This is a genomic window from Chryseobacterium mucoviscidosis, assembly GCF_002177115.1.
Lineage (GTDB): Bacteria > Bacteroidota > Bacteroidia > Flavobacteriales > Weeksellaceae > Chryseobacterium > Chryseobacterium mucoviscidosis.
This window is the reverse complement of the sequence record NZ_MVAG01000064.1, coordinates 1-23534: the sequence shown is the minus strand read 5'-3', so window position 1 is coordinate 23534 and position 23534 is coordinate 1. Positions and strand designations below refer to the sequence as shown.

23 protein-coding genes are annotated in these 23534 nt (G+C 36.2%); 10 read left to right on the top strand and 13 right to left on the bottom strand.

The window, feature by feature from the left end:
* Nucleotides 1-168 precede the first annotated feature (168 nt).
* Nucleotides 169-438 (top strand): hypothetical protein, encoded by a 270-nt coding sequence (locus B0E34_RS02635; protein ID WP_076391816.1) that lies wholly within the window; start codon nt 169-171, stop codon nt 436-438.
* A gap of 123 nt (nt 439-561) precedes the next feature.
* On the opposite strand, the gene B0E34_RS02630 is transcribed toward B0E34_RS02635, so the two are convergent.
* Both B0E34_RS02630 and B0E34_RS02625 read right to left on the bottom strand, forming a co-directional pair.
* On the bottom strand, nt 562-1329 hold the full coding sequence (locus B0E34_RS02630; protein ID WP_087706522.1) for a TrmH family RNA methyltransferase: 768 nt from the start codon (nt 1327-1329) through the stop codon (nt 562-564).
* A 66-nt stretch (nt 1330-1395) separates the two neighbouring features.
* Nucleotides 1396-2904, bottom strand: a complete 1509-nt coding sequence (locus B0E34_RS02625) for a DNA recombination protein RmuC (protein ID WP_371263835.1) — start codon at nt 2902-2904, stop codon at nt 1396-1398.
* A gap of 274 nt (nt 2905-3178) precedes the next feature.
* Between B0E34_RS02625 and B0E34_RS02620 the strand changes: the two genes are divergently transcribed.
* A complete protein-coding gene (locus B0E34_RS02620; protein ID WP_087706520.1) occupies nt 3179-3838 on the top strand; it encodes an SGNH/GDSL hydrolase family protein in 660 nt (219 codons plus the stop codon).
* Nucleotides 3839-3887: 49 nt separating this feature from the next.
* On the opposite strand, the gene B0E34_RS02615 is transcribed toward B0E34_RS02620, so the two are convergent.
* Nucleotides 3888-4643 (bottom strand): DUF5995 family protein, encoded by a 756-nt coding sequence (locus tag B0E34_RS02615; protein ID WP_087706518.1) that lies wholly within the window; start codon nt 4641-4643, stop codon nt 3888-3890.
* 141 nt (nt 4644-4784) lie between these two features.
* Here B0E34_RS02615 and B0E34_RS22395 point away from each other — a divergent pair, with 141 nt between their 5' ends.
* On the top strand, nt 4785-4958 hold the full coding sequence (locus tag B0E34_RS22395; protein ID WP_214588322.1) for a bacteriocin-like protein: 174 nt from the start codon (nt 4785-4787) through the stop codon (nt 4956-4958).
* 268 nt (nt 4959-5226) lie between these two features.
* Here B0E34_RS22395 and B0E34_RS02605 read toward each other — a convergent pair whose 3' ends face one another.
* The 3 genes from B0E34_RS02605 to B0E34_RS02595 form a co-directional block, all read right to left on the bottom strand.
* Nucleotides 5227-5739, bottom strand: coding sequence for a YciI family protein (locus B0E34_RS02605; RefSeq protein ID WP_087706515.1), 513 nt, complete (start codon nt 5737-5739; stop codon nt 5227-5229).
* A gap of 4 nt (nt 5740-5743) precedes the next feature.
* A complete protein-coding gene (gene pncB / locus B0E34_RS02600) occupies nt 5744-6922 on the bottom strand; it encodes a nicotinate phosphoribosyltransferase (protein ID WP_087706513.1) in 1179 nt (392 codons plus the stop codon).
* A gap of 94 nt (nt 6923-7016) precedes the next feature.
* Complete coding sequence (locus B0E34_RS02595) at nt 7017-7493, bottom strand: Dps family protein (protein WP_087706511.1); 477 nt, start codon at nt 7491-7493, stop codon at nt 7017-7019.
* Nucleotides 7494-7694: 201 nt separating this feature from the next.
* On the opposite strand from B0E34_RS02595, the gene B0E34_RS02590 reads away from it, so the two are divergent.
* From B0E34_RS02590 to B0E34_RS02565, 6 genes are all read left to right on the top strand, one after another.
* Nucleotides 7695-9200 (top strand): DUF8728 domain-containing protein, encoded by a 1506-nt coding sequence (locus tag B0E34_RS02590; protein ID WP_165762941.1) that lies wholly within the window; start codon nt 7695-7697, stop codon nt 9198-9200.
* A 103-nt stretch (nt 9201-9303) separates the two neighbouring features.
* Nucleotides 9304-9717, top strand: a complete 414-nt coding sequence (gene rpsL / locus B0E34_RS02585) for a 30S ribosomal protein S12 (RefSeq protein WP_027381287.1) — start codon at nt 9304-9306, stop codon at nt 9715-9717.
* Between the two features lie 23 nt (nt 9718-9740).
* Complete coding sequence (rpsG, locus tag B0E34_RS02580) at nt 9741-10217, top strand: 30S ribosomal protein S7 (protein WP_066695920.1); 477 nt, start codon at nt 9741-9743, stop codon at nt 10215-10217.
* A gap of 6 nt (nt 10218-10223) precedes the next feature.
* Nucleotides 10224-12341: an elongation factor G gene (gene fusA / locus B0E34_RS02575; RefSeq protein WP_087706507.1), complete on the top strand. Its 2118-nt coding sequence runs from the start codon at nt 10224-10226 to the stop codon at nt 12339-12341.
* Nucleotides 12342-12358: 17 nt separating this feature from the next.
* Nucleotides 12359-12664 (top strand): 30S ribosomal protein S10, encoded by a 306-nt coding sequence (gene rpsJ / locus B0E34_RS02570; RefSeq protein WP_002661363.1) that lies wholly within the window; start codon nt 12359-12361, stop codon nt 12662-12664.
* 188 nt (nt 12665-12852) lie between these two features.
* Nucleotides 12853-13353, top strand: a complete 501-nt coding sequence (locus B0E34_RS02565; RefSeq protein ID WP_087706505.1) for a low affinity iron permease family protein — start codon at nt 12853-12855, stop codon at nt 13351-13353.
* A 23-nt stretch (nt 13354-13376) separates the two neighbouring features.
* Here the strand turns inward: B0E34_RS02565 and B0E34_RS02560 are convergent, their stop codons facing one another.
* The 7 genes from B0E34_RS02560 to B0E34_RS02530 all read right to left on the bottom strand — a co-directional run bounded on the left by B0E34_RS02560 (nt 13377) and on the right by B0E34_RS02530 (nt 22575).
* The gene (locus B0E34_RS02560; RefSeq protein ID WP_087706503.1) at nt 13377-16091 is read right to left on the bottom strand and encodes a hypothetical protein; all 2715 of its coding nucleotides are present in this window, start codon (nt 16089-16091) and stop codon (nt 13377-13379) included.
* A gap of 141 nt (nt 16092-16232) precedes the next feature.
* Nucleotides 16233-17210: a hypothetical protein gene (locus B0E34_RS02555; RefSeq protein ID WP_087706576.1), complete on the bottom strand. Its 978-nt coding sequence runs from the start codon at nt 17208-17210 to the stop codon at nt 16233-16235.
* A complete protein-coding gene (locus B0E34_RS02550; RefSeq protein WP_087706501.1) occupies nt 17210-17623 on the bottom strand; it encodes a hypothetical protein in 414 nt (137 codons plus the stop codon). The genes B0E34_RS02555 and B0E34_RS02550 overlap by 1 nt, the downstream gene beginning before the upstream one ends.
* A 280-nt stretch (nt 17624-17903) precedes the next feature.
* Nucleotides 17904-18704, bottom strand: coding sequence for a hypothetical protein (locus tag B0E34_RS02545; RefSeq protein ID WP_087706499.1), 801 nt, complete (start codon nt 18702-18704; stop codon nt 17904-17906).
* Between the two features lie 14 nt (nt 18705-18718).
* On the bottom strand, nt 18719-19450 hold the full coding sequence (locus tag B0E34_RS02540; protein ID WP_087706497.1) for an MIP/aquaporin family protein: 732 nt from the start codon (nt 19448-19450) through the stop codon (nt 18719-18721).
* Nucleotides 19451-19468: 18 nt separating this feature from the next.
* On the bottom strand, nt 19469-20965 hold the full coding sequence (gene glpK, locus B0E34_RS02535; protein WP_087706495.1) for a glycerol kinase GlpK: 1497 nt from the start codon (nt 20963-20965) through the stop codon (nt 19469-19471).
* A 20-nt stretch (nt 20966-20985) separates the two neighbouring features.
* Nucleotides 20986-22575: a glycerol-3-phosphate dehydrogenase/oxidase gene (locus B0E34_RS02530; RefSeq protein ID WP_087706494.1), complete on the bottom strand. Its 1590-nt coding sequence runs from the start codon at nt 22573-22575 to the stop codon at nt 20986-20988.
* A gap of 115 nt (nt 22576-22690) precedes the next feature.
* Here B0E34_RS02530 and B0E34_RS02525 point away from each other — a divergent pair, with 115 nt between their 5' ends.
* Nucleotides 22691-23455 carry a DeoR/GlpR family DNA-binding transcription regulator gene (locus B0E34_RS02525; RefSeq protein WP_165762940.1) on the top strand — a complete coding sequence of 255 codons (765 nt, stop codon included), beginning with the start codon at nt 22691-22693 and terminating at the stop codon, nt 23453-23455.
* Nucleotides 23456-23534 lie beyond the last annotated feature (79 nt).

Genomic DNA, 23534 nt, shown 5'->3' with positions numbered 1-23534 from the left:
TTAAATTATTGATTATCAGTAATGTTATTTTGTAAAACTATTTTACAAAGGTATTACAATTATTTTTCCTAAACAAATTTTCTATCTGCTATACCTTTGTCTTGTTCAAATAACAGAACAGAAAAAGATTTTATAAAACAATATTAACAAAATTAAATTTAATTTATTATGAAAAAGTCATTATTCGTAGCTGCTATCGCTGCAATCTCTCTAGTTGCTTGTAAAAAAACTGAAGCTAACACTACTGAAGCTTCTACAGATTCAGTTGCTGCTGCTACAGATTCTGCTACTACAGCTATCGATTCTACAGCTAACGCTGCTAAAGATTCAGTAACTGTTGCTGCTGATGCTGCTAAAGATTCAGTTAAAGCTGACGCTAAAGTTGCTAAAGAAGAAATCAAAGCTGAAGCTAAGAAAGAAGAAGCTGCTAAGAAATAATCTAAGCTTAAAAATAAAAGAACCGTTTCACTCAGTGGAACGGTTCTTTTATGCTTATATGTTTAGTAATTGTTGTTTTGGTAACAATCAATGATGAACCATCACCAATCTCCAACAACCAAATTAGCCCTTCTTCTGCTTCAGTGTTTCGTAACACGTAATCGCAACAGCATTGCTCAGGTTTAAAGAATCAATGCTTCCTGCCATCGGAATCAGTGTATTTTTTCCTTTCCCGATCCAGAAATCACTTAACCCCGAATGTTCTGTCCCGAATAAAACGGCAGATTTCTGTTTAAAATCTCTTTTGTAAAGATCTTCGGCAGTTTCATCCATGATCGTTGTGTAAATATTGAAATTATTTTTCTGAAGAAATTCAAACGTTTCCTGATTTTCTGCCTGAAAAATTTCCATTCCGAATAAGCAGCCTACACTTGAGCGGATTACATTCGGATTATAAAAATCGGTTTTTCCGTCTGAAACAATTAACGCATCAATTCCGAAAGCTTCACAACTGCGCAAAATAGCCCCCAGATTTCCCGGTTTTTCAACACCTTCTACAATAATGATCGTAGAATCTTCCTTTGGTTTAAACGCAGATAGATCGGCTTCTTTTGTTTTGTAAATCCCGATAATTCCTTCCGAAGTTCCGCGATAGGCGATTTTTTCGTACACTTTTTCGCTAACGAGATGAATTTTCCCTTTGGGAAGTTCTTTCTGAAAAATAGTTTCACAGATAAAAAATTCCACGGGTTCAAAATGATATTTCTGGGCGCGGTCGTTTTCCTGCTGTCCTTCCACCACAAAAACATCCGATTTTTTACGGAATCTATTATCAGTAAGAAGTTTGGTAATGTATTTTACTTTTTCGTTCTGAAAGCTTTCTATTAACATCCTGCAAAATTAGTTAAAATTTACAGTTAAATAAAAAACCTCAGAGCCGATCTGAGGTTGTAGATTTTATTCTTCTAAATTTTCTAGTGCGGTCTGAGAGTTTTCTACCAGACTCTGCGGAAGGTCTTTCTTATTTTTTATCCCCAAAGATTTCAGCTTTTGGGTTTGGATCACCAAATTGTCATTTCCTGTTGAAAGCTGTTTGTAAGCATCATTATAAACATTTTTCGCCTGATCCAGATTTTTTCCTACTTTTTCCAGATTTTCGATAAAACCTACGAATTTATCATACAGTTTTGCTCCTCTTTCTGCTATTTCCATGGAATTTCTGTTCTGGTATTCGCGTTTCCAGAGATCGGCAATCAGTTTTAAAGAAGTAATCAGGTTGCTTGGATTCAGCAGCAGAATTCTTCTTTCGTAGGCAAAATTCCAAAGATTCTGGTCTGCCTGCATCGCTGCAATATAAGCAGGTTCGCTCGGAATAAACATCATCACGAAATCCAGAGATTTTCCGTAATCATCATATGCTTTTTGACTAAGCTGAGTAATGTGATTTTTAATGGAAGATAAATGCTGATTGAGTTTCATTAAATAAACATCCTGATCGGTTTCGTCTACCAGTTCGGTAAAAGCTGTGAGCGAAACTTTAGAATCTATGATAACATTTCTTTCATCGGGATATTTTATAACCGCATCGGGACGCATTTTTTTACCGGAAAATTCTGAGAACAATGCTTTGTTGTCTTCATCGCGAAGTTCATGTTCAAGAAAATATTCTCTACCTTTTACCAGACCGGATTTTTCAAGAATGCTTTCCAGAATCATTTCGCCCCAGTTTCCCTGCGTTTTGCTTTCGCCTTTCAGAGCTCTCGTCAGTTTTTTTGCATCTTCAGAAATCTGCTGATTCAGTTCTGCTAATTCCTTTACTTTTTCGGCAAGAGAAAAACGCTCTTTGTTTTCCTTTTCGTAGGCTTCATTCACGCGGTTTTTCAATTCCACGATTCTTTCCTGAAATGGTTCAAGGATAGTTTTAAGGTTGTTTTGATTTAAGGTGGTGAATTTTTCCGTTTTTTCTTCAAGGATTTTATTGGCTAAATTTTCGAACTGCAATTTAGATTCCTCCTGAATTTTTGCGATTTCTTCTTTCTGCGTCTGCAAAGATTTCTGTAAGCTTTCGTTAATCGCGGAAAGCTCGGAGTTTTTTGCAAACAAAGTCTGTTTTTCTGTTAAAAGATTTTCGATCTGAAGATTCTGTTTCGCATTAAATTCTTTCTGTTCGGAAAACTGAGTGTTTAAAGAAGCGTATTCCGCAGAAATTTTGGCAAATTCATTTTTCAGATCATTAAGAAGGTCGCTCTGCTGTGCATTGATTTCTTTTTCTCTGCTGATATTCTGCGTTAATTCCTGAATTTTCTGATTGGAATTTTCTAAATCGGAACTGTTTTTAATGTGTAAATTATTGAGTTCATCGTAAGAATTCCTCGAAACGGTAGACGATTTCTGGGCGAAATATAAAATAACCGCACCAAGAATTCCTCCGGCTATAAATCCTATAATTAAATATGTCATCTCCATTTTTCAAAATTACAAAAAGGAAAATTGATTTCTTTTATGGAAAACCGTAAGTTTTATATTAGGAATTATTTTTTTTAGCCGCAAAAGCTGCAAAAGATCATTATAATACTGTTATTACGATATTCAAAACTTTCAGTGTAATAAAAAATTAAAAATCTTTTGTGACATTGTCTTTAAAAATTAATCAACTAAAAGTTTTGGTTTTTCGGAAAAGATATTTGCAGAATCAATTTGTTTTCCGTTATTTCATCTTTTCAAATCAAAAATAAGTTTCATGAAATTCTTAAGCATTGCGGCCGTTATGTTTTCAGCCTTGTTTTCCGCACAGGATTTTGCCAATTATGCTAAATATGAAAAGCAAAATCGGGAAGTTGTAGCCAAAAAAACGGCTCCAAATTCTGTTTTTATGGGAGATTCTATTACGGAAGGCTGGTTTTCCACAGATCCATCATTTTTTACAAAGAATAATTTTGTCGGAAGAGGGATCAGCGGACAGGTAACTTCGCAGATGCTTTTAAGGTTCCGTGAAGATGTCATTAATTTAAAACCGAAAAGAGTCATTATTCTTGCCGGAACGAATGATATTGCGGAAAATCAGGGACCGATTTCCCTGGATAAAGTTTTTGGAAATATTGTTTCGATGGTGGAACTTGCAAAAACGAATAATATAAAAGTGGTACTTTGTTCGGTACTTCCTGCTTATGATTTCGGCTGGAGAAAAGACATGCATCCGGCGGAAAAAGCAATTGCCCTGAATACAATGATTGAAGCGTATGCGAAAAAGAACAATATTCCGTACGTAGATTATCATTCGGAAATGAAAGATTCCCGAAACGGACTGGATAAGATCTACACCGAAGACGAAATTCATCCAACGGCAAAAGGCTACGAAAAGATGGAAGCTATTCTTATGAAAAAGCTTGGTAAAAACTAAGAGTCTTACTTGGGTCGGATTAAATTAATTGTAAGGTTACATAAGAAACTTAAACATTTTTGGTGGAAGCCAGAATTTCTATGTTTTTTACCACGTCATTGCTCTCGCATTTTTTCAATTCCTTTAATAAAGAAGGAGTGAGGATTTTAGGATTCAAAATTTGGGTGGCAACTTTTGCTGCGGCATAATCAACAATTCCGATCACGTTCTCGCGTAGGAAATTTGGCGTATTTGACGCGATAACGGCAGTTGCCCATGAAGTATCTCTTGCTTTTGAAATGGCAAAGTCCAAAATAACGTTGTCTTTTCCGTTCGAAAGCTTATCAATTAATTCTACTGGATAACAAATCTTGTTTAAAGAATCCTGAACTTTCTGGTTAATGGAGGCAATCACATTGTTGATGTTTTCGAAATCTTTTTTCAGCGGATTTATTTTTCGATAAGGCATAATGGAAGCAGCGGAAATTCCTAAATCGAGATTGATGTGAGCATTCATGCCTAAGAAAATATGCTGTAAGATGAGCAGATTTTTGTTTTTTGCGGCTTCAAAAGCTAAAAACCATGAGTTGGTGCATTTTTGTCCTTTCGAATAAGCTTCCCACGCTTCAAGATAACGTGTGGCAAAAGCAATATCCAGTACAGTCATTCTCGGATTGTCTTCAAATTTTTTCTGTTGAATTCCTTTCAGAACCTGTGCTGTCATAATTCTGTAGGTGCAGGCAAAATATCCGACCGGACTTTGATTTTCTTTCGCCCAGATGATGATTGCGTCTAATTTTTTCAGGACTTCTTCTATGGTTTTCATGATGTTTTGTTTTTTATAAAGATAAGAAAACCAGTCAAAAGTTTTTAATTAAAATATTTTGTATATTTAAATCTCTATAAAAGGAATTATTAAAGAGGTGTCCGAAAATCTTAAGAGTAGGAGCAAAATAAACAAAATACTATGAAAAATTTAAAATCTTTAAACCGAAAAGAGCTGAAAACAATTTCAGGAGGGCTTTATGAAAACTGCCAAGTTCCTTTAGAATACGGAGTCTGTAATCCGGGATATACCTTCTGCAGTAATCCTTATTGTTGTGTACTTGCGCGTAAACCTTATATTTGCATTGATTATTAGAAAAAACAGGCTGTCATAATTTTGACAGCCAGTTTTTTATTTCATAGTAAGTTAATTGAATCTTATTGTCTCTTATTTCCAAAATTCCTTTTTGGGGATGTTGGAAATATAATTTGAGATGGTTGTCTGCTTTTAAATGCTTAAGTTCATCAATAATATTTTTTGAAACATGATTTATTTTTACTTCAAATACGGAAGATTTATTCTTGCAGTTGATTAATGATAGTAACAATAAAACATAAGATAGTTTTCTCATTGACCTGAGTAATTAAGGATTTTCTTTCGCAATTTCCTCATGGTGCTTCAGGTATAAAGGCAGAGCTGCCGATCCGTACCATGGGAAGATTTCATATCCGAAGACTCCTGCTTTTACAGCGGGATCTGTTTTTACCCATGATTCTGCTTCTTCTTTGGATTTTGTATTGAAGATGAACATCCCTTCAAAATTTTGTTTGTTATCTGAGGTGAACGGACCTGCCACTACAACTTTTCCTTCTTTAGCAAGTTTTCCGATATTGGCTAAATGTTCTTTCATTAACTCAGCCATTTTTGTCTTGTCTTCAATTTTTGTAGTTCCTGTTGTTAGCATTACGATTACGTACGGCTTCATTCCGTATTTATCGGCTCCCAGTTCTGTAGCCAGTTCTTGATTAAATGTATTTTTGGAGCTTGTGTTAGAAGCGTTTTTTCCAGCTTTTCCAGGTTGTCCGTCTTTCCCTTTTGTAATGACACATGAAGAAAGAAATAGAGACAAACCTATCAGCAATGAAAATTTTCTCATCGTATTACTCTTTTATTCTTAAAAATTCTTTAGCCAGTTCAATCATTTTAGGATCTCCGGTGTATTTTCCGTGTTCATCGGATAATTTTACAGTTGGAATCCATTCTTTGTTCGGAGCCTGAACACCGATAAGTTTCATGACGATATTCATCGGTTTTAAGCCGACATCATTGGTAAGATTGGTTCCTATTCCGAAAGATACTCCGATTTTTCCTTTGCAGTAATTGGTGATTTCTTCTACTTTCTCAAGATTTAAACCATCTGAAAAAATAATATATTTGAATAACGGATTAATGCCGTGTCTTTCATAATGAGCAATGGTTTTATCTGCGAATTCCAGAGGATCGCCGCTGTCGTGACGAACACCGTCGAAAAGTTTCGCAAACTTTTTATCAAACTGCTGAAAGAAAACATCTGTTGTGTAGGTATCTGAAAGAGCAACTCCCAAATCTCCACGGTAAACATCCACCCAATGTTCCAGAGCCAGTTCGTTTGCCATTTTGAAACCATATTCCGCAGCGTGGAACATAAACCATTCGTGAGCGTGGGTTCCGATAGGTTTTACACCATACTTCATGGCGAAATGCACATTGGAAGAACCGATGAATGTAGACTCTTTCTTTTGTGTTAAAGCTTCCATAACCAGATTCTGAACTTTATGAGAGTGTCTTCTTCGGGTTCCGAATTCCGCGAAATTAACGCCCAGTTTTGCCAGTGTTTCAGCTTTTTCCAGTGTTTTGTTCATCACCACTTCATTGGAGTCTCTTTCCATGTGGTTCATTTCGTAGTGAAGCTCGCTGATAAGAGCTAATAATGGGACTTCCCAAAGTATCGTTCGGTACCATAATCCCTCAACGGTTACGGAAAGATCGTTTCCTTCCTGATGAATTTTAACTTCGGAAGGATCATAATGATAACCTTCAAGGAAATCAAGATAGGGAAGATCAATATAAGGGCAGGTTCTTGCCATGAACTTTTTTTCGTCTTTCGTCAGCTTCAGTTCAGCCATCTTATCAACGGCTTCTCTTAAAGCAGCGTCAAAGCCTTCCGGAAACTGGTGTTTTCCGCGGTTGATGAATTCATATTTTACCACAGAACCTGGGAATAATTTTACTACTGCATTCTGCATGGTTATTTTATAAAAGTCGTTATCTAAAATGGAGTTTAATCGTACGTTGTGCATAATTGTGTAATTTATACGCAAATATAGTTATTAAAAATAAAATCACCTAAATGTAAGGTGATTTTTTTTAATTTTCCGGATATTTTTTCTTTCTTTACTTTCCAAGATAAGAGTTGTACATCCATACTTCTTTTTCCTGTTCTGTAATGTAGTCGCTCATTTGCGAGTTGGTTCCTTCGTCTCCTGCTTTTTCCGTCATATCCAAAAGTTCTCTCTGAAGATCGATAACTACTTTAAATGAATTTAAAATGTTTTCAACACTTTTTGTAGCATCGCTTACTTCCACGCTTTCTTTTATGGTTGACACTTTAAGGTAATCTGAATAATTGTGAGCCGGTGTAGCACCCAATGTTAAAATTCTTTCTGCAATTTCATCAATCTTTAAAACAAGACTATTATAAAGCTCTTCAAATTTTGGGTGAAGCGTAAAGAACTGATCTCCTTTAATATTCCAGTGAGAGCCTCTTGTATTCTGATAAAATACGGAATAGTTAGCTAAAAGAATATTTAATTTTTCTGAAATCTTTTTGCAGTCGGTTTCTTTAAGACCGATAATGTTGGCGTTTTTCATATCTCTATTGTAGTTTATTTTTCTGTAACAATATTATGTAAATATTGTGCCGAAAATGCGGTTTCGTGATTGATGATACTTATCTTTGATATTTTTAGAATGAATTTAAATATGCAAGCTTCGTCAAAAGTTAATTTGAAAAGTTTTATTATCTCTCTTCTTTTTTTTGCTGCTGTATGTGCAGCTTATTTTTTGATATCCTTGTCAAAAACCGACGGACATTATATATATATGATAGATGATGCGTATATTCATTTGGCAATGGCTAAAAATTTTGCGCTGTATGATGTTTGGGGAGTTACGAAATATAAATTTTCTTCAACTTCTTCTTCTCCTTTATTTACCTATATTTTAAGTGTTTTAATAAAAGTTTCAGGAAATAATGATCTCCTTTCGCTATGGGTAAATATTTTTTTTGGAGTCGGAACGGTTTATTTTCTGAATAAATATTTTTCGGGCGTTTTCAATACGGCAAAAAATATCGTGCTTTCAGTGCTTTTTATCCTTTTCTTTTCTGTAATGCATTTGCAGGTTTTATCCGGAATGGAGCATGTTTTTCATGTTTTTTTATTTGTGGTAAATATTTTCTGTCTTTCAAATTTTAAAAACAAATATTCTGTTTTTGGATTTTATCTCACCTTATTATTGATGGGGTTGGTACGTTTTGAAAGTATGTTTTATTTTGTAATTCTTGCTTTTCTGTTTTTTTTAATTAAAAAATGGAAGAATGTATTCTTGATTTTGCTGGTAGGTTTTATCCCGATTGTACTGTTTTGTTATTTTAATTTTCAGCATGATGGTTATTTATTTCCGAATTCAGTAATTGTGAAAGGAACGAGGTTTACTTTTGATTCCCATTTTCCGAATCAGTTGAAAACTATTTTTCTTGATAATTTTTTGTTAAATGTGAGCTTTTATAAAATTGGGCTCTTTCCTATTATGATTTGTCTGATTTTAATGATTAGAGATTTTAGAACAAAGAACTTTCAACAAATAGTTAAAGATCATTTTTTACTGATTGTTATTTCTTTGCTAATGATCTGTCACTCTATGTTTGCTGATCTGAAAGGAATGTTCAGGTATGAAGCTTATATTCTTACGGGTTTTTCCATGGCTCTGATTCCAAAACTTAAGGGCTTATTTGAAAATTTCAGGACTTACATTAAAAAGGAATTAATTATTTCAGGATTTATCTTGGTAAATATTTTTCTATTGGTATATAAATTTTCCTTCGCTCACAAAATGCTGATTGACGGGGGCAAAAATATTTATGAACAGCAAATTCAGTCTGCTAGATTTCTGCACACCTACTATAATAAATCAAAAGTTGTTGCCAATGATATTGGAGCTGTTACTTATTATACAGATATTCATTTGCTTGATATAGCGGGTTTAGGTTCGAAGGAAACAATTGTCTTTAATGAAAATAAAAGGCATGCAGATTCTCAGTTTCAAAGTTTTCTAACAAAATATACTACTGTAAATAATTATGATATTGCCATCATTTACGAAGCATGGCTTCAAACTTACATCCCCAAAAACTGGACAAAGGTAGCCGAACTCAAGATCAGTAATCCCATTACGGTAGCAAAAGATAAGGTGTCCGTTTATTCTGTTAATGGTAATAATCTGGAAGAACTTAAAAATAATATCAAAGATTTTCACTGGAACAGAAATGTTCGTGTTACAATTGTTGATAAACCGTAAGTATCTGTTAATTAAATTTTAAATAAAAATATTATTTCTATATAACTGCTTGTTAATTAAAAAAATATTACTATTTTTGCACCCTAAAATAAAAAGCAATTAAATGCCTACTATTCAACAATTAGTAAGAAAAGGAAGAGCCACGCTTGCCAAGAAGAGCAAATCGGCTGCCCTAGATTCTTGTCCACAAAGACGTGGTGTATGTACGAGAGTATATACTACTACACCTAAGAAACCTAACTCTGCACTAAGAAAAGTTGCAAGGGTAAGACTTTCTAACGGTAAAGAAGTGAATGCCTATATCCCGGGCGAAGGACACAATCTTCAGGAGCACTCGATAGTATTGGTTAGAGGCGGAAGGGTGAAAGACCTACCGGGAGTACGTTACCACATCGTAAGAGGTGCATTAGACACTGCAGGTGTAAATGGAAGAACGCAGAGAAGATCGAAGTACGGAGCTAAGAGACCTAAACCAGGTCAGGCACCAGCTGCACCAGCAAAAGGAAAGAAAAAATAATCATTAAATAAGGTACAGAAACAATGAGAAAGACGAAAGCGAAAAAAAGACCGTTGTTACCAGATCCAAAATTTAATGATCAGTTGGTAACGAGATTCGTAAACAATTTAATGCTTGACGGTAAGAAGTCAATCGCATTTAAAATTTTCTATGATGCGTTGGATATCGTAGAAACTAAAAAAGGAGATTCTGAAAAAACAGCCCTTGAAATCTGGAAAGATGCATTAACAAATGTTATGCCTCACGTAGAAGTACGTTCTAGAAGAGTAGGTGGAGCTAACTTCCAGATCCCAATGCCAATCAGAGCAGATAGAAAAATTTCTATGGCAATGAAATGGTTAATTAGCTACTCTAAAAAGAGAAATGATAAGTCTATGGCTTTGAAATTAGCTAATGAGGTAGTAGCTGCTTCAAGAGAAGAAGGTGCTGCTTTCAAAAAGAAAACAGATACTCACAAAATGGCGGAAGCAAACAAAGCTTTCTCACACTTCAAATTCTAATCTGAAATGGGAAGAGATCTTAAATTTACAAGAAATATTGGTATTGCTGCTCACATTGATGCAGGTAAGACTACCACTACAGAAAGGATTTTATTCTATACAGGTGTAAACCACAAAATTGGAGAGGTTCACGATGGTGCTTCTACAATGGACTGGATGGAACAGGAAGCAGAAAGAGGTATTACTATTACTTCTGCTGCAACTACTTGTAACTGGAATTTCCCAACAGATCAAGGTAAGAAATTACCTGAAACAAAACCTTACCACTTCAACATTATCGATACACCGGGACACGTTGACTTCACTGTAGAAGTAAACAGATCTTTGAGAGTATTGGACGGTTTGGTATTCTTATTCTCTGCAGTAGATGGAGTAGAGCCTCAGTCTGAAACAAACTGGAGACTTGCTGACAACTATAAAGTTGCGAGAATGGGATTCGTAAACAAAATGGACAGACAGGGTGCTGACTTCTTGAACGTTGTAAAACAAGTAAAAGAAATGTTAGGATCTAATGCAGTTCCAATCGTTTTACCAATCGGTGCTGAAGAAGATTTCAAAGGAGTTGTAGACTTAATTAAAAACAGAGCGATCATCTGGGATGAAGCAGGACAGGGAGCAACTTATGAAGTAGTTCCGATTCCTGAAGACATGAAGGATGAAGTTCTTGAATATAGAGAGAAATTAGTAGAAGCTGTAGCGGATTATGATGAGACTTTGATGGAGAAATTCTTCGAAGATCCGGATTCAATTTCTGAAGAGGAAATCAACGAAGCATTAAGAAAAGCGACTATCGATCTTTCTATCATCCCAATGACTTGTGGATCTTCTTTCAAAAACAAAGGAGTACAGTTCATGCTTGATGCTGTTTGTAAATATCTTCCTTCTCCACTAGATAAGGATAATATCAAAGGAACAGATCCAAGAACTGACGCTGATATCGAAAGAAAACCATCTGTTGAGGAGCCTTTCGCTGCATTAGCTTTCAAAATTGCTACTGACCCATTCGTAGGTAGATTAGCATTCTTCAGAGCTTATTCAGGAAGATTGGATGCTGGTTCTTATGTACTAAACACAAGATCTGGTAACAAAGAAAGAATCTCAAGAATCTATCAGATGCACGCAAACAAGCAAAATCCGGTTGAGTATATCGAGGCTGGAGATATCGGTGCAGCTGTAGGATTTAAAGATATTAAAACAGGAGATACATTATCTGATGAAAAGAACCCAATCGTTCTTGAATCGATGATCTTCCCAGACCCGGTAATCGGTATCGCTGTTGAACCTAAAACGAAAGCTGACCAGGATAAAATGGGTAACGCTTTAGCTAAATTAGCTGAAGAAGATCCAACGTTCCAGGTTAAGACAGACGAGGCTTCAGGACAAACTATTATCTCAGGTATGGGTGAGCTTCACTTGGATATCATCGTAGACCGTATGAGAAGAGAGTTCAAAGTAGAGGTTAACCAAGGTCAGCCGCAAGTAGAATACAAAGAAGCTCTTACACAAAAAGCTAACCACAGAGAAGTTTACAAAAAACAGTCTGGAGGTAGAGGTAAGTTCGCAGATATCGTATTCGAAATCGGTCCTGCAGACGAAGGTAAAACAGGTCTTGAGTTCATCAACGAAATTAAAGGAGGTAACATTCCTAAGGAATTTGTTCCTTCAGTTGAAAAAGGATTCAGAGAAGCAATGAAGAACGGTCCTTTAGCTGGATTTGAGGTAGAATCTATGAAGATTACATTGAAAGATGGATCTTACCACCAGGTTGACTCGGATCAGTTATCTTTCGAATTGGCTGCGAAGCTAGGTTTCAAAGAATCTGGTAGAGCTGCTAAAGCGGTTATCATGGAACCAATCATGAAGCTTGAAGTAGTAACTCCTGAAGAGTACATGGGTGATATCGTAGGTGACCTTAACAGAAGAAGAGGTACTGTAAACGGTATGGACGACAGAAACAACGCTAAAGTTATCAAGGCTTTCGTTCCACTTTCTGAAATGTTTGGTTATGTAACTTCTCTTAGAACGTTATCTTCAGGTAGAGCAACATCTTCTATGGAATTCGAGAAATACGAAGCTGCTCCTACAAACGTTGCTGAAGAAGTAATCGCTAAGGCTAAAGGTTAATATTAAATTAGATTAAAATGTCACAAAGAATCAGAATAAAACTTAAATCTTACGATTACAACTTGGTAGATAAATCTGCAGAGAAAATCGTAAAAACGGTAAAGGCTACTGGTGCTGTTGTAAACGGACCAATTCCATTGCCAACCAACAAGAGAATCTTCACAGTGTTGAGATCTCCGCACGTAAACAAGAAAGCAAGAGAGCAGTTCCAATTATCAGCTCACAAGAGATTGATGGATATCTACTCTTCTTCTTCTAAAACTGTTGATGCTCTAATGAAATTAGAACTTCCTTCAGGAGTTGACGTAGAAATTAAAGTGTGATAATTGCATACTTTGCAATGATTATATAAAATCCGTTCCTTTCGGGGAGCGGATTTTTTATGTATTGTCATATTTTGTTTTTAGAAACAAGGTATAAAATGTAACTGAATTTAACATTTTGATTATCCACAAACTCATCTTTTTCGGCGGAGTTTTTGATGCCTTAAATCTCATTAAAACCAACGAAAATGGATAAGTCAGATAAAAGTTTTTTCGAGAAATTTTCAGACTGGGCAACAAAATTTACAGGAAGTTCTTACGCCTTCATCGGGGCAACCTTAATCGTTATTATCTGGGGTGCTTCAGGACCGATTTTTAAATATTCCGAAACATGGCAGCTCGTAATTAATACCGGAACAACCATCATCACATTCCTGATGGTATTTTTAATTCAGAAAGCACAGAATAAAGACTCGAAAGCCATTCAGATCAAATTAAATGAACTGATCGCCGCGAATGAAAAAGCCAGCAACAGAATTGTGGATATTGAAGATTTAACGGAAAAAGAACTCGATCAGCTTCATTGTTACTATGAAAAACTGGCAGATTTTGCAGAAGAAGATGAAGATATCCATTCCTCACATTCTATTGATGCTGCCAAAAGAAATCAGGATTACAAGCACGATTTTTTCAGAAAAAAACATGAAGAATGGCTGCAGAAACAGAAACAAAAAAAGGAATCGATCTGATTCCTTTTTTTTTATTAAACATTCTATTTCATAAAATACCCGAAATAAGAACAGCTTCCCATCAGATTTTTTGCAGTCTCTGTATCGGCATACTGTGTTTTCAGCATGGCAAAATAGGTTCTGTATTTCTGATTTTTAATCTGATCTAACTGCTTTTGGAAAGCATCCGTTTTCTCGCTCCATTTTGGATCCGAATAATCTACGTTCGAAGGATTTTTAGCTTCATACTGATAATATTTCCCTTGTTCCGCACTTGCCATCTGAAACAGAATTCTTGCTTTTTGTTCTTTATCCGTTGATGTATTCAATGCTTTTTTATAATAATTAATTGCCAGATCAAAATTATCAGGTTCAATAAAAGTAGTACTCGTAAAGTTTTTATAATAGTACTGATAAGGTGTTTCATTGTCGGTGCTCCAGAAATTATATTTTCCGCCATTCGTATTGTCAACATCCATCACAAATAACTGTCTGTAATATCCCAAAGAAGAAGTATTGTAAAGAAGATTTCCGATGAGCTGATTGGCTTTTGTTGATTTTTCGTCCTTACCGCTTCCTATTTTTTTAAGCTGAATTAAAGCATCTGCCAATTCAAGTTTATTCATCATAGGTTTAATGAAAGAAAACTGAGAAAAATCTTCCTTCACCATACTTTCTTCAGGTGTACTCTGATAACTTTCCCAAACATTATGTCCGAAAACAAGATCCGAAATACTTCTGAAACCATTGTATTCTGAAGCTCCGTATTGATGAGGCGTTTTTTTCTGAGAGTTCCCGTCCCAGTCATAATTGATTCTAGGAATTCCTGTGAAATTCTGTGCTTTTGTGTAGTATGATTTAGCTTTCTCAAAATCTGCCTGTCTCATGGCTCTGTCACCATAAATCACTGCGAAAAAGGCATCAATATTTCCCACATCATCAATATTTTTAGCAATAATCTGTTCCTCGAATTTCGTTTTGTTCGGCTTTCTGTAAAAATCTTCCACACTTTTTACCAGACTGGAGTTGGGATTGTACTGAAGATCAGAAAGCGTATTGCTCATTAGGAAAGATTTTCCGTCTTCACCCTGCAGGAAATAACGGTTGGCAAGAACATCTTTCAGGAAATCTTTTGTAGAAGGAACCTCACCATAATAATCATATTCTGTTTCCGTACTGTCTTTTTTAGGTGGTTCCGGTTTATCCACAAAATATTCAGCATAATCTTTCATTAAATGATCTTCGAAATCCGCATCAATTTTAGGCTGCGAAACGATATCATTCAGAATCTTCATTCTTTTAATCTGTTCCAGATATTCGGGATTGCTGGTTTGAATGTCTGATAAAATCTCTGTACTGGCTTTATAATCTTTCTTAAGAAACTTCAGATAAGCATCTGCAATCTGCCAGTATTCGTCCTTAGATTTTTCTTTCGTTTTGCTTGTGAATTTTTCCAGATCATCTAAGAAATCTTTCGTCTGATCGTCATAGTAATAATTATTCTTGTTGAAAACCGGAATTCTGTTCGGGTTGTCCAGCAATTCATCATCGCTTTGATCTGCTTTCATTTCAGTACTCGTTTTATCTTTAACACCGAATAGCTTCTTAAAAAAGCGCACAATTTTCTCCCAGAACGATATTTTTTCCTCTTTAGGAGCTTCCGCAGCCTCAGTTTTTGGCTGATCTGCTGTAGTTGTAGTGTTTGCAGAAACTTTTACCGCAGATTTTTCATTATTGTTGGTGTAATAATAAATCGGAAGATAGTTTCTTTCCAGTTCATTGATGCTCCTCACCGCCATCACTTTCAGAATTTCAGAATCAGGATCTATTTCAAACATTTTTTCCATGATCGGAATCGGATTGTTGAAATCTTCATAGCCTAAAAGAAAATAAGCCATGTTTTTTTCTTCATTTGTTCCCGCTCTTTTCATAATATTATTAAAAGAAGCAGTGTCCGAAAGTTTCATAGACACGAAGGCAGACTCTTTGCGGCTTTTACTGTTCATAAAAACCTGAAAGAAATTCCAGTTGGCATCACTTTTCAGATCCAGTCCGCGTTGTGCACCCGCCAATTGATCAAGAGCCATAAAATAAGTAGCTCCTCTTGATTTTATGGGTTCAACATAATTCTTGAAAGCTTCAACCGCTGCTTCGTAATTTCGCGTGTAATGGTTGAAACGCACCAATTGATATCCGTAACGCTGTTTGATTTCAGGATTTTTTGCCGCATTGTAAAGAGAGGTTAATGCCGTGATGGTTTTATTGTAATCAAGATTTGTTGCATTTTGTGAACTTTCGCTTTCACGGTAATAAAAAGAATCCGGACTTTCAACGTAGTTGATTTTCATGTACGGTTCAAGATATTTTGCCTCAATAAGATAATCAATCGCTTCCTTATATTTAGAATAAAAACCAGATCCGAGTTTCGTAAGAAGCTGATTGTTCGTGCTGCCATTTTTCAGAGCATTCAAATCATTGATGTTCATTTTATTCACCAGATAATCTGTTTCCGCGAAAGTCAGTTGATTATTAAAGAATTTTTTCCAGACATCCACATTTTCATTAGGAATCTGGGATTGTTTAAAATCAGTATAAAATCTGGTGGAATAGCTGTGAAGAAAAGGCAGGTAAGATTTATCCTTGATGATACTCTGCGTAAACAGATTGAAATATTCATAATCCGGATCAGACCATGCGCATGCTTCAGTTTTACTGTAAAAAAGCGATAGAACCGCAAGCGAAAGAAAGTACTTTTTCATTTTGTTAATGGTGTTTTTTTAAGTTTATAATTTTAATGAATGTATGTTTATTTTAAATAAATCTTACGCTGATCCGTTTAAAAAATCTGTAAGAGTTATCTTTTTAAGCATAATGCAATTTACGCAGAATTTTAATTGAATTTACAAGCTAAAGTTCTGACCTGTAACAAATTTACTGTCTAGCTGATAATAAATCATAGTAAAGTTGTTTATTTTTTTCTCCAGAAAACGGATAACTTCCTGAAGCTGCTGATCCGAAATTTCTTCAATTTTAATTCTGAAACCTTTGTTCAGATAACTTCCGAAATAAAATCCGTCCTTCTGTATTTCAATTTCTGTGTCGGATATTCGCTTGAAATCGGGGTTTTTAAGATCCTTTTCAGATAATGCATTAATCAGTTTATGTTTTCCCAAATGGTTGGTTACAATTCCCCACGAATAAATCGGCAGGGCAACCTCAATTTTTTTAACAGGATAATCTTCCAGCTTAGAAAGGTAATTTTTGAGTGTACTCACATCCAAAATAGAATTTTTATCTGAGTTTTCCAGCGGAGAAGAAGTGGAGTAGCACATGAGAAATACCTGCTCAACCGGTGGAATTCCCATGATATTTTTATCTTTTACCTGATGAAGACGAAGTGTACAGGTTACCGATTTTTTAGAAACTTTCTTTAATTTTTTCAGAAATTTAAAATAATCATCGCGAGTTCCTGCAGTCCAGTCGCAGTCAATTTGTATTTGATTGTTCGTTTTCAACTGATATTCTGAAGTCTTTTTTGTAATTAAATCATTAATGCTTGCTGCAAGAAACTGTATTTCCTCATTGGTGATGTTGAGAAACGCACGGTTTGTAATAAAAACCGTCGGAACAATATTTTTGTCGGTGCTGAAACTCTGATCTTTTGTAATAACTCCGACAGGCTGAAATTTCCCGTCCAATTTATCAACATCAAAAAAACGCGTATATAAATAAGGATCGGTTGCTTTTTGTAAAACGTCTTTCTCTGTTTTGTCTAAAGCCAAACGGGTTTTCCAGTAATAAAAAGTGTACGGATGAGACTGTTTTTTACCACAGGAAACAACAAGAAATAAAATTAACAGAAGTTGAGAAGCTTTCATCATTGGTATAATATTCCTGAGCATTCGCAATTCGTTTTTTCCATTTCAGAAACTGGACAGCAATCGTCTGACTTTTTTACTTTTCCGTTTTCATCGGTCAGATAAATTTTTTCTTTATCAAATTTCACGTAAAATGTTTCATTATAGGTTTTAAAATAAACTTTCATCACTTTCGGATCATATTTTCCGGCATTGATCTCTTCTTTGGTTTCTGTTCCGTCTGCCTGATTGATCTGTACAAAACCGAAATAGACATCGCCGTTATCTTTGATGTTGATATAATAGCTTGGTGTTCCTGAGCCATTTGTTCCATCTTCTATATTGAAATCTTTTTTCCCTGAAAAAGGAGCTTTCGACTGTGCAAATAACAGGAAGCCTAAAAGAAGTGTGAGTAGAAATAAAAGTTTTTTCACAAGTGAATTTTTCCCAAAATTAAAAATATCCTATCAAAAATTACACCGTAAAATCACGGTAATTACTTTTATACAAGATTTTGTAAAGTTTAATTTTACTCTTTGTTTAACTTAGCGATGAAACTAAACGCAAAGAAAGACAAAGAAAATTCAAATTATTAACACCGTAGATTTAGATAAGCAAAGGCATTTCACTTATTTTCGAAAAACAAAGTTTTTTTAATAAAAGCAAAAAACCACCTCAAAAAGAGATGGTCTGTACATTACTAACAATTAATTTTTAAAATACCGTTGCAGCTAATTGAATTCTTGCAAACTTATTGGAAGGATTCCACATTGCCATCATGGAAACAGGCAGGCTGTAATGATCTGTGATTTTTACGGTCTTATTAGCCTTCACGCCTACATTTACAATATCAAAACTTTTTTCTCCGTTTCCGTAAAGAAATCTTTTGTCATTTAACGCAAATCCGGCTCCTACAAAAGCGTCAAGATTTACTTTTTTATCTTTAATAACAGGATAACTCGCCTGAATATATGTTGAATATTTATTCTTTTTATACGTTCCGTCAGATTCCAGAACCACTTCTCCTGCATTAGCTCCTCCATACAGCATAATGTCTGCTTCAATATTTAAAGGAAAAGAAGCTCCAAATGTATAATTGGTTCTTAAATCAATAATATGCGCTGTTCTCCTATTGGAATAATTAAAAATATCTTCCGAAGCCACCGCAGTGTTTATATTTCTTGAATTAAATAAATCCCATAATCCAATGTAAAATCTTCCGTTGGAAAACTGTACATAATAATTGATTTCTTTATAATGTGTATTGTCTTTATCGTCCGCTAAAGCAGATGCGCCCCAAATCCCGACCTTCCATTTTTTATCTTTATCCAGAGCATAAGAAAGATTTCCCATCACAACCGGCTTATCGGTAATTATTAAGCCTCTCCAAAGATGGTTATTCTGAATGTTTGCAGTAAAATCCAGCCTGCTTTCTTCCGCTGTTTCTTTATTTTCCTGGGCAAAAAGAGTCCCTGTACCTGATAAAATCAGGCATAAATAGATTATTTTTTTCATAAAGTAAAGTGTTGTTAGCTCAGAATTCCGTGAAGTAAAGCGGCAAGTCCTGCTCCGATGATTGGTCCTGCAATAGGAATCCATGCGTAACCCCAATCGCTGCTTCCTTTTACCGGAAGAAGAGCATGCATAATTCTTGGTCCGAGATCTCTTGCCGGATTAATGGCATAGCCTGTGGTTCCTCCCAAAGAAAGACCGATTGCCCAGACCAATAAAGTTACCGGTAAAGCTCCTACACTTCCTAATCCTATTTTTGCTGTCGGATCATTATTTAAAGTCATACTTGGATCTGCGAAATGAAAAATCACGAACACTAGAACGAAAGTTCCGATAATTTCACTGATTAAATTGGAAATGGGTTTTCTGATGGCAGGTCCGGTACTGAAACATGCAAGTTTTGCCCCTTCGTCTTCCGTAATGGCAAAATGATCTTTATTGAAAATCCAGACCAGAGATGCGCCCAACATTGCCCCGATCATTTCTCCGGCAATATAGGTAGGAACCAGATCCCAAGAAAATTTTCCTGCGAAAGCCAATCCTAAAGTCACTGCGGGATTCAGGTGCGCTCCGCTGACAGGTCCTGCAACGGTTACTCCCACAAAAACGGCCAAAGCCCAGGCGGTGGTAATAACGATCCAGCCGGAGCTGTTTCCTTTTGTGCCTTTCAAAACAACATTGGCTACTACGCCGTTTCCTAAAAGGATCATCAGCATTGTGCCGATTATTTCTGCTGTAAATGGAGTCATAGTTTTATTTTAAAAAGGTTAATCTTCGATCCAGTTTTGAGAACGCTGTACCGCTTTTGTCCACGTTTTTACCATTTTTTCCACTTTTTCTTTTTCCAGTTGCGGGTGGAAATCTTTATCAATGATCCATTGAGACTGTATTTCATCAATATTTTTCCAGTATCCGACAGCAAGTCCGGCAAGATAAGCCGCTCCCAAAGCGGTTGTTTCCAGAGTTTTTGGTCTTGTAATCTTAAATCCGAATAAATCTGACTGAATCTGCATCAGCAAATCACTTGCAGAAGCTCCGCCGTCTACTCTTAATTCTAAACTTTCCGTTCCGGAATCAGCTTCCATTGCTTTTACAATATCATACACCTGAAAAGCAATACCTTCCAGAGTAGCTCTTGCGATATGCCCGTTTGTGGTTCCACGGGTTACGCCAACGATATTTCCGCGGGCATACTGATCCCAGTGAGGAGCGCCTAAACCCGTTAATGCAGGAACAAAATACACACCGCCATTATCTTCAACCGATTGTGCCAAAGTATTTACTTCCTCTGCGGAACGGATTAATTTTAAACCGTCTCTCAGCCACTGAATCGCTGCACCTCCTACAAAAACACTTCCTTCCAAAGCGTAATTCACTTCTCCATTAATTTTCCATGCAACGGTCGTCAGTAAATTGTTTTTAGATAAAACGGCTTCTGTTCCTGTATTCATTAAAAGAAAACAGCCCGTTCCATACGTGTTTTTTACCATTCCCGGAGTCGTACACATCTGTCCGAATAATGCAGCCTGCTGATCTCCCGCAATCCCTGCAATCGGAATTTTTGTGGAGAATAATGTAGTGGCTGTTTCTCCGTAGATTTCACTGCTTTGTTTCACCTCCGGTAAAATCGCTCTTGGAATATTGAAGAGTTCCAGTAAATCATCGTCCCATTCTAAAGTATGAATATTCAAAAGCATGGTTCTGCTTGCATTCGAAACATCGGTGATGAACATTTTTCCGCGCGTAAGTTTCCAGACAAGGAAAGTGTCTACTGTTCCGAAACATAATTTTCCGGCTTCTGCTTTTTCTCTTGCGCCTTCTACATTGTCTAAAATCCATTTCAGTTTTGTTGCTGAAAAATAAGCATCCAGTACAAGACCTGTTTTTTCTTTAATTTTCTCAGCATGACCCTGCTCTTTTAATTCGTCACAATATTTGGACGTTCTTCTGTCCTGCCATACAATGGCATTATACACAGGTTCTCCGGTTTCTTTATCCCATACAACGGTGGTTTCACGCTGATTGGTAATTCCGATGGCGGCAATTTCCCGACCGGAAATTCCGGCTTTGGCAATGACTTCTGCGGCTACGGAAACCTGAGAAGACCAGATTTCATTGGGGTCATGTTCTACCCAACCCGGTGTAGGAAATATCTGTTCAAAACTTTTCTGAGAAACAAATTCAATTTCTCCGCTGTGATTGAATAAAATGGCTCTCGACGAAGTCGTACCTTGGTCCAGAGCGAGAATCAACTTTTCACTCATGCTGTGATCGTAAATTAAGGTTAAATGGATCTTGGAGAATAAGGAGTCAGTAGATATCCTTTCGCCAATTCGATAAATTCTCTTTCCTGTTCAACTGCCCATTCCGCAGAATGCCCGTTTTCTTTTGCGATGATCTGTGCAATCTTGTGCGCGCTGTCGATTGCTGCTCTTGCATCTAAAAATAAAAGCCGTACTCTTCGTGCTAAAATATCCTCAATGGTTTGTGCCATTTCGCTTCGTATTGCCCAGACTGCTTCTGCCATGGTGAAGGGATGATCAGGATGTATTTTTTCTGATAATTCAGGATTGTTCTGCTGTAGTTTTTTTATTTCCGGAATATCGGCTCCGTAAACATATAAATGATTCGTTCTGTCTACCGTTTCGGGTTTCACATTTCCATGTATCGAAAGGTGTTCTGTTTTGGAAGTGGTTATTCCGAGGTTATGAACTTTCATGGCTTCATCAATCGTATCTTCCGCCATTTTACGGTAAGTCGTCCATTTTCCTCCGATAATCGAGATGAGTCCCGTGTCTGAGGTAACGACTTTATGACTTCTGGAAACTTCTTTTGTGCTTTTGCTGCCATCTTTTGGAGCTGCGAGAGGTCTGAGTCCTGCGAAAACAGATTTTACGTCTTCACGGGTTGGCTTTTTCGCTAAATATTGTCTTGCGGTATTCAGGACAAATTTAATTTCATCTTCCAAAGCTCTTGGCTCAAAACTTTCGTTTTCCAATAAAGTATCTGTTGTTCCTACCAAAGCTCTGTCGTGCCACGGAACGACAAATAAAACCCTTCCGTCTGAAGTTTTAGGAATCATGATGGCATCATCGCTTTTCAGAAACGATTTATCCAGAACCAAATGAATTCCCTGACTTGGAACGACGAATTTTCCGTGTTTCGGGTTATTCATATTTAAAATATCATTCGTGAAAACTCCGGTTGCATTGATGACTACTTTCGCTTTGATTTCGAATTGCTGTTTTGTAAACTGATCTTCTGCAACAACGCCGATGATTTTATTGGAATCATTTTTAATTAAATTAATCACTTTTACGTAATTAACCGCTGTTCCGCCTTTTTCGATAATGGTTTGTGTTAAGTTGATCGCCAGTCTTGCATCGTCAAACTGTCCGTCCTGATAAACCACTCCGCTCGCCAGACCTTTTTGTTCGATGGTCGGAAGTTTCTCTACGGTTTTTGATTTGCTGATGTATTTCGTTCTTCCCAAACTTAATTTTCCGGCAAGAAAATCGTAAACCGAAAGTCCTATTTTATAATAAATTCCTTCCCACCAAGTGTAATTTGGAATAATAAAAGACTGGTTTTTTACAACGTGCGCTGCATTTTTTGCCAGTAAACCTCTTTCTTTCAAGGCTTCTTTTACCAAGCCGATATCTCCCTGTGCTAAATATCTTACGCCGCCGTGTACCAGTTTTGTACTTCTGCTGGAAGTTGCTTTTGCAAAATCGTGAGATTCTAACAGTAACGTTTTAAATCCTCTGCTCGTTGCGTCCAGTGCCGAACCTAATCCACTCGCTCCTCCGCCAATGATGATAAAGTCCCATTCTTTAACGGTGGATAATTTGCTGAGTTCTTCGTTTCGTTTCATAATATTTCGTTATGTTTCGTTTTCAAAGTTATAAATTAAAAACGAAACCAAAAAGAAAATAAATGAAATTTTTCGAATCAAAATAAAAATGGTATTTTTGAGAAAACGAAACGTAATGGAGAAATTGCTTCCAAGGCATAATGATATTTTAAAGGAATTAGACGAAAAAGATCATATTCTGGTTCAGGATCTTTGTGAGAAATTCAATGTTTCGTCGGTTACGATCCGAAAGGATCTTAATTATCTTGAAAGTCTTGGATTGCTGTTCCGGAATCACGGAGGAGCAAGTAAGCAGGTGCGGTATGCTTATGAAAAGAATGTTGATGAAAAGGAAAATATTAATGTAGAGGCTAAGCAGAATATTGCGAAAGGTGCGCTTTCTCTGATTCAGGAGAATGACTGTATTATTCTGGCTTCAGGAACCACGATGCATTATCTTGCACGAATGCTGGTAAATTTTGGCCCATTAACAGTTCTTACTTCTTCTTTACGGGTTGCGATCGAGCTTTGCAATAATCCTAACATTAATATTATACAATTAGGAGGGGAGGTGAGAAAAAGTTCGACTTCTATTGTGGGTTCCATCTCTGAGACGATTCTGAAACATTTCTCGTGCAATAAATTATTTCTGGGAGTAGACGGAATTGATATGGATTTCGGGATCAGTACTTCCAATGCTGCGGAAGCTCATCTTAATCAACTGATGATTGAATGTTCGGATAAAGTAGTGATTCTGGCAGATTCTTCCAAGCTGAATAAAAAAGGTTTCGGAAAAATCGCGGATCTGGATAAAATTGATTTTCTGATTACAGATGGTGATATTTTAGACGAGGATAAAAATAAGCTTGAAGAAATTGGCGTGAGTGTTATTGTTAAATAAATATTTGAATATCCGTTTTCTAACCTAAAGCTGTGATATTAGCAATAATCAGCCTTTCAAATAACTTTTCTCCAAAATA

Excerpts from the sequence above, each read along its gene's own strand:
- B0E34_RS02630 (WP_087706522.1), bottom strand. The coding sequence starts at position 1,329 with ATGTTAATAGAAAGCTTTCAGAACGAAAAAGTAAAATACATTACCAAA.
- B0E34_RS02635 (WP_076391816.1), top strand. The coding sequence starts at position 169 with ATGAAAAAGTCATTATTCGTAGCTGCTATCGCTGCAATCTCTCTAGTT.
- B0E34_RS02555 (WP_087706576.1), bottom strand. The coding sequence starts at position 17,210 with ATGAAAGCTTCTCAACTTCTGTTAATTTTATTTCTTGTTGTTTCCTGT.
- B0E34_RS02540 (WP_087706497.1), bottom strand. The coding sequence starts at position 19,450 with ATGACTCCATTTACAGCAGAAATAATCGGCACAATGCTGATGATCCTT.
- B0E34_RS02525 (WP_165762940.1), top strand. The coding sequence starts at position 22,691 with ATGGAGAAATTGCTTCCAAGGCATAATGATATTTTAAAGGAATTAGAC.
- glpK (WP_087706495.1), bottom strand. The coding sequence starts at position 20,965 with ATGAGTGAAAAGTTGATTCTCGCTCTGGACCAAGGTACGACTTCGTCG.
- B0E34_RS02530 (WP_087706494.1), bottom strand. The coding sequence starts at position 22,575 with ATGAAACGAAACGAAGAACTCAGCAAATTATCCACCGTTAAAGAATGG.
- B0E34_RS02560 (WP_087706503.1), bottom strand. The coding sequence starts at position 16,091 with ATGAAAAAGTACTTTCTTTCGCTTGCGGTTCTATCGCTTTTTTACAGT.
- B0E34_RS02615 (WP_087706518.1), bottom strand. The coding sequence starts at position 4,643 with ATGAAAACCATAGAAGAAGTCCTGAAAAAATTAGACGCAATCATCATC.
- rpsJ (WP_002661363.1), top strand. The coding sequence starts at position 12,359 with ATGTCACAAAGAATCAGAATAAAACTTAAATCTTACGATTACAACTTG.
- fusA (WP_087706507.1), top strand. The coding sequence starts at position 10,224 with ATGGGAAGAGATCTTAAATTTACAAGAAATATTGGTATTGCTGCTCAC.
- rpsL (WP_027381287.1), top strand. The coding sequence starts at position 9,304 with ATGCCTACTATTCAACAATTAGTAAGAAAAGGAAGAGCCACGCTTGCC.
- B0E34_RS02565 (WP_087706505.1), top strand. The coding sequence starts at position 12,853 with ATGGATAAGTCAGATAAAAGTTTTTTCGAGAAATTTTCAGACTGGGCA.
- B0E34_RS02625 (WP_371263835.1), bottom strand. The coding sequence starts at position 2,904 with ATGGAGATGACATATTTAATTATAGGATTTATAGCCGGAGGAATTCTT.
- rpsG (WP_066695920.1), top strand. The coding sequence starts at position 9,741 with ATGAGAAAGACGAAAGCGAAAAAAAGACCGTTGTTACCAGATCCAAAA.
- B0E34_RS02545 (WP_087706499.1), bottom strand. The coding sequence starts at position 18,704 with ATGAAAAAAATAATCTATTTATGCCTGATTTTATCAGGTACAGGGACT.
- B0E34_RS02605 (WP_087706515.1), bottom strand. The coding sequence starts at position 5,739 with ATGAGAAAATTTTCATTGCTGATAGGTTTGTCTCTATTTCTTTCTTCA.
- B0E34_RS02595 (WP_087706511.1), bottom strand. The coding sequence starts at position 7,493 with ATGAAAAACGCCAACATTATCGGTCTTAAAGAAACCGACTGCAAAAAG.
- pncB (WP_087706513.1), bottom strand. The coding sequence starts at position 6,922 with ATGCACAACGTACGATTAAACTCCATTTTAGATAACGACTTTTATAAA.
- B0E34_RS02620 (WP_087706520.1), top strand. The coding sequence starts at position 3,179 with ATGAAATTCTTAAGCATTGCGGCCGTTATGTTTTCAGCCTTGTTTTCC.
- B0E34_RS22395 (WP_214588322.1), top strand. The coding sequence starts at position 4,785 with ATGAAAAATTTAAAATCTTTAAACCGAAAAGAGCTGAAAACAATTTCA.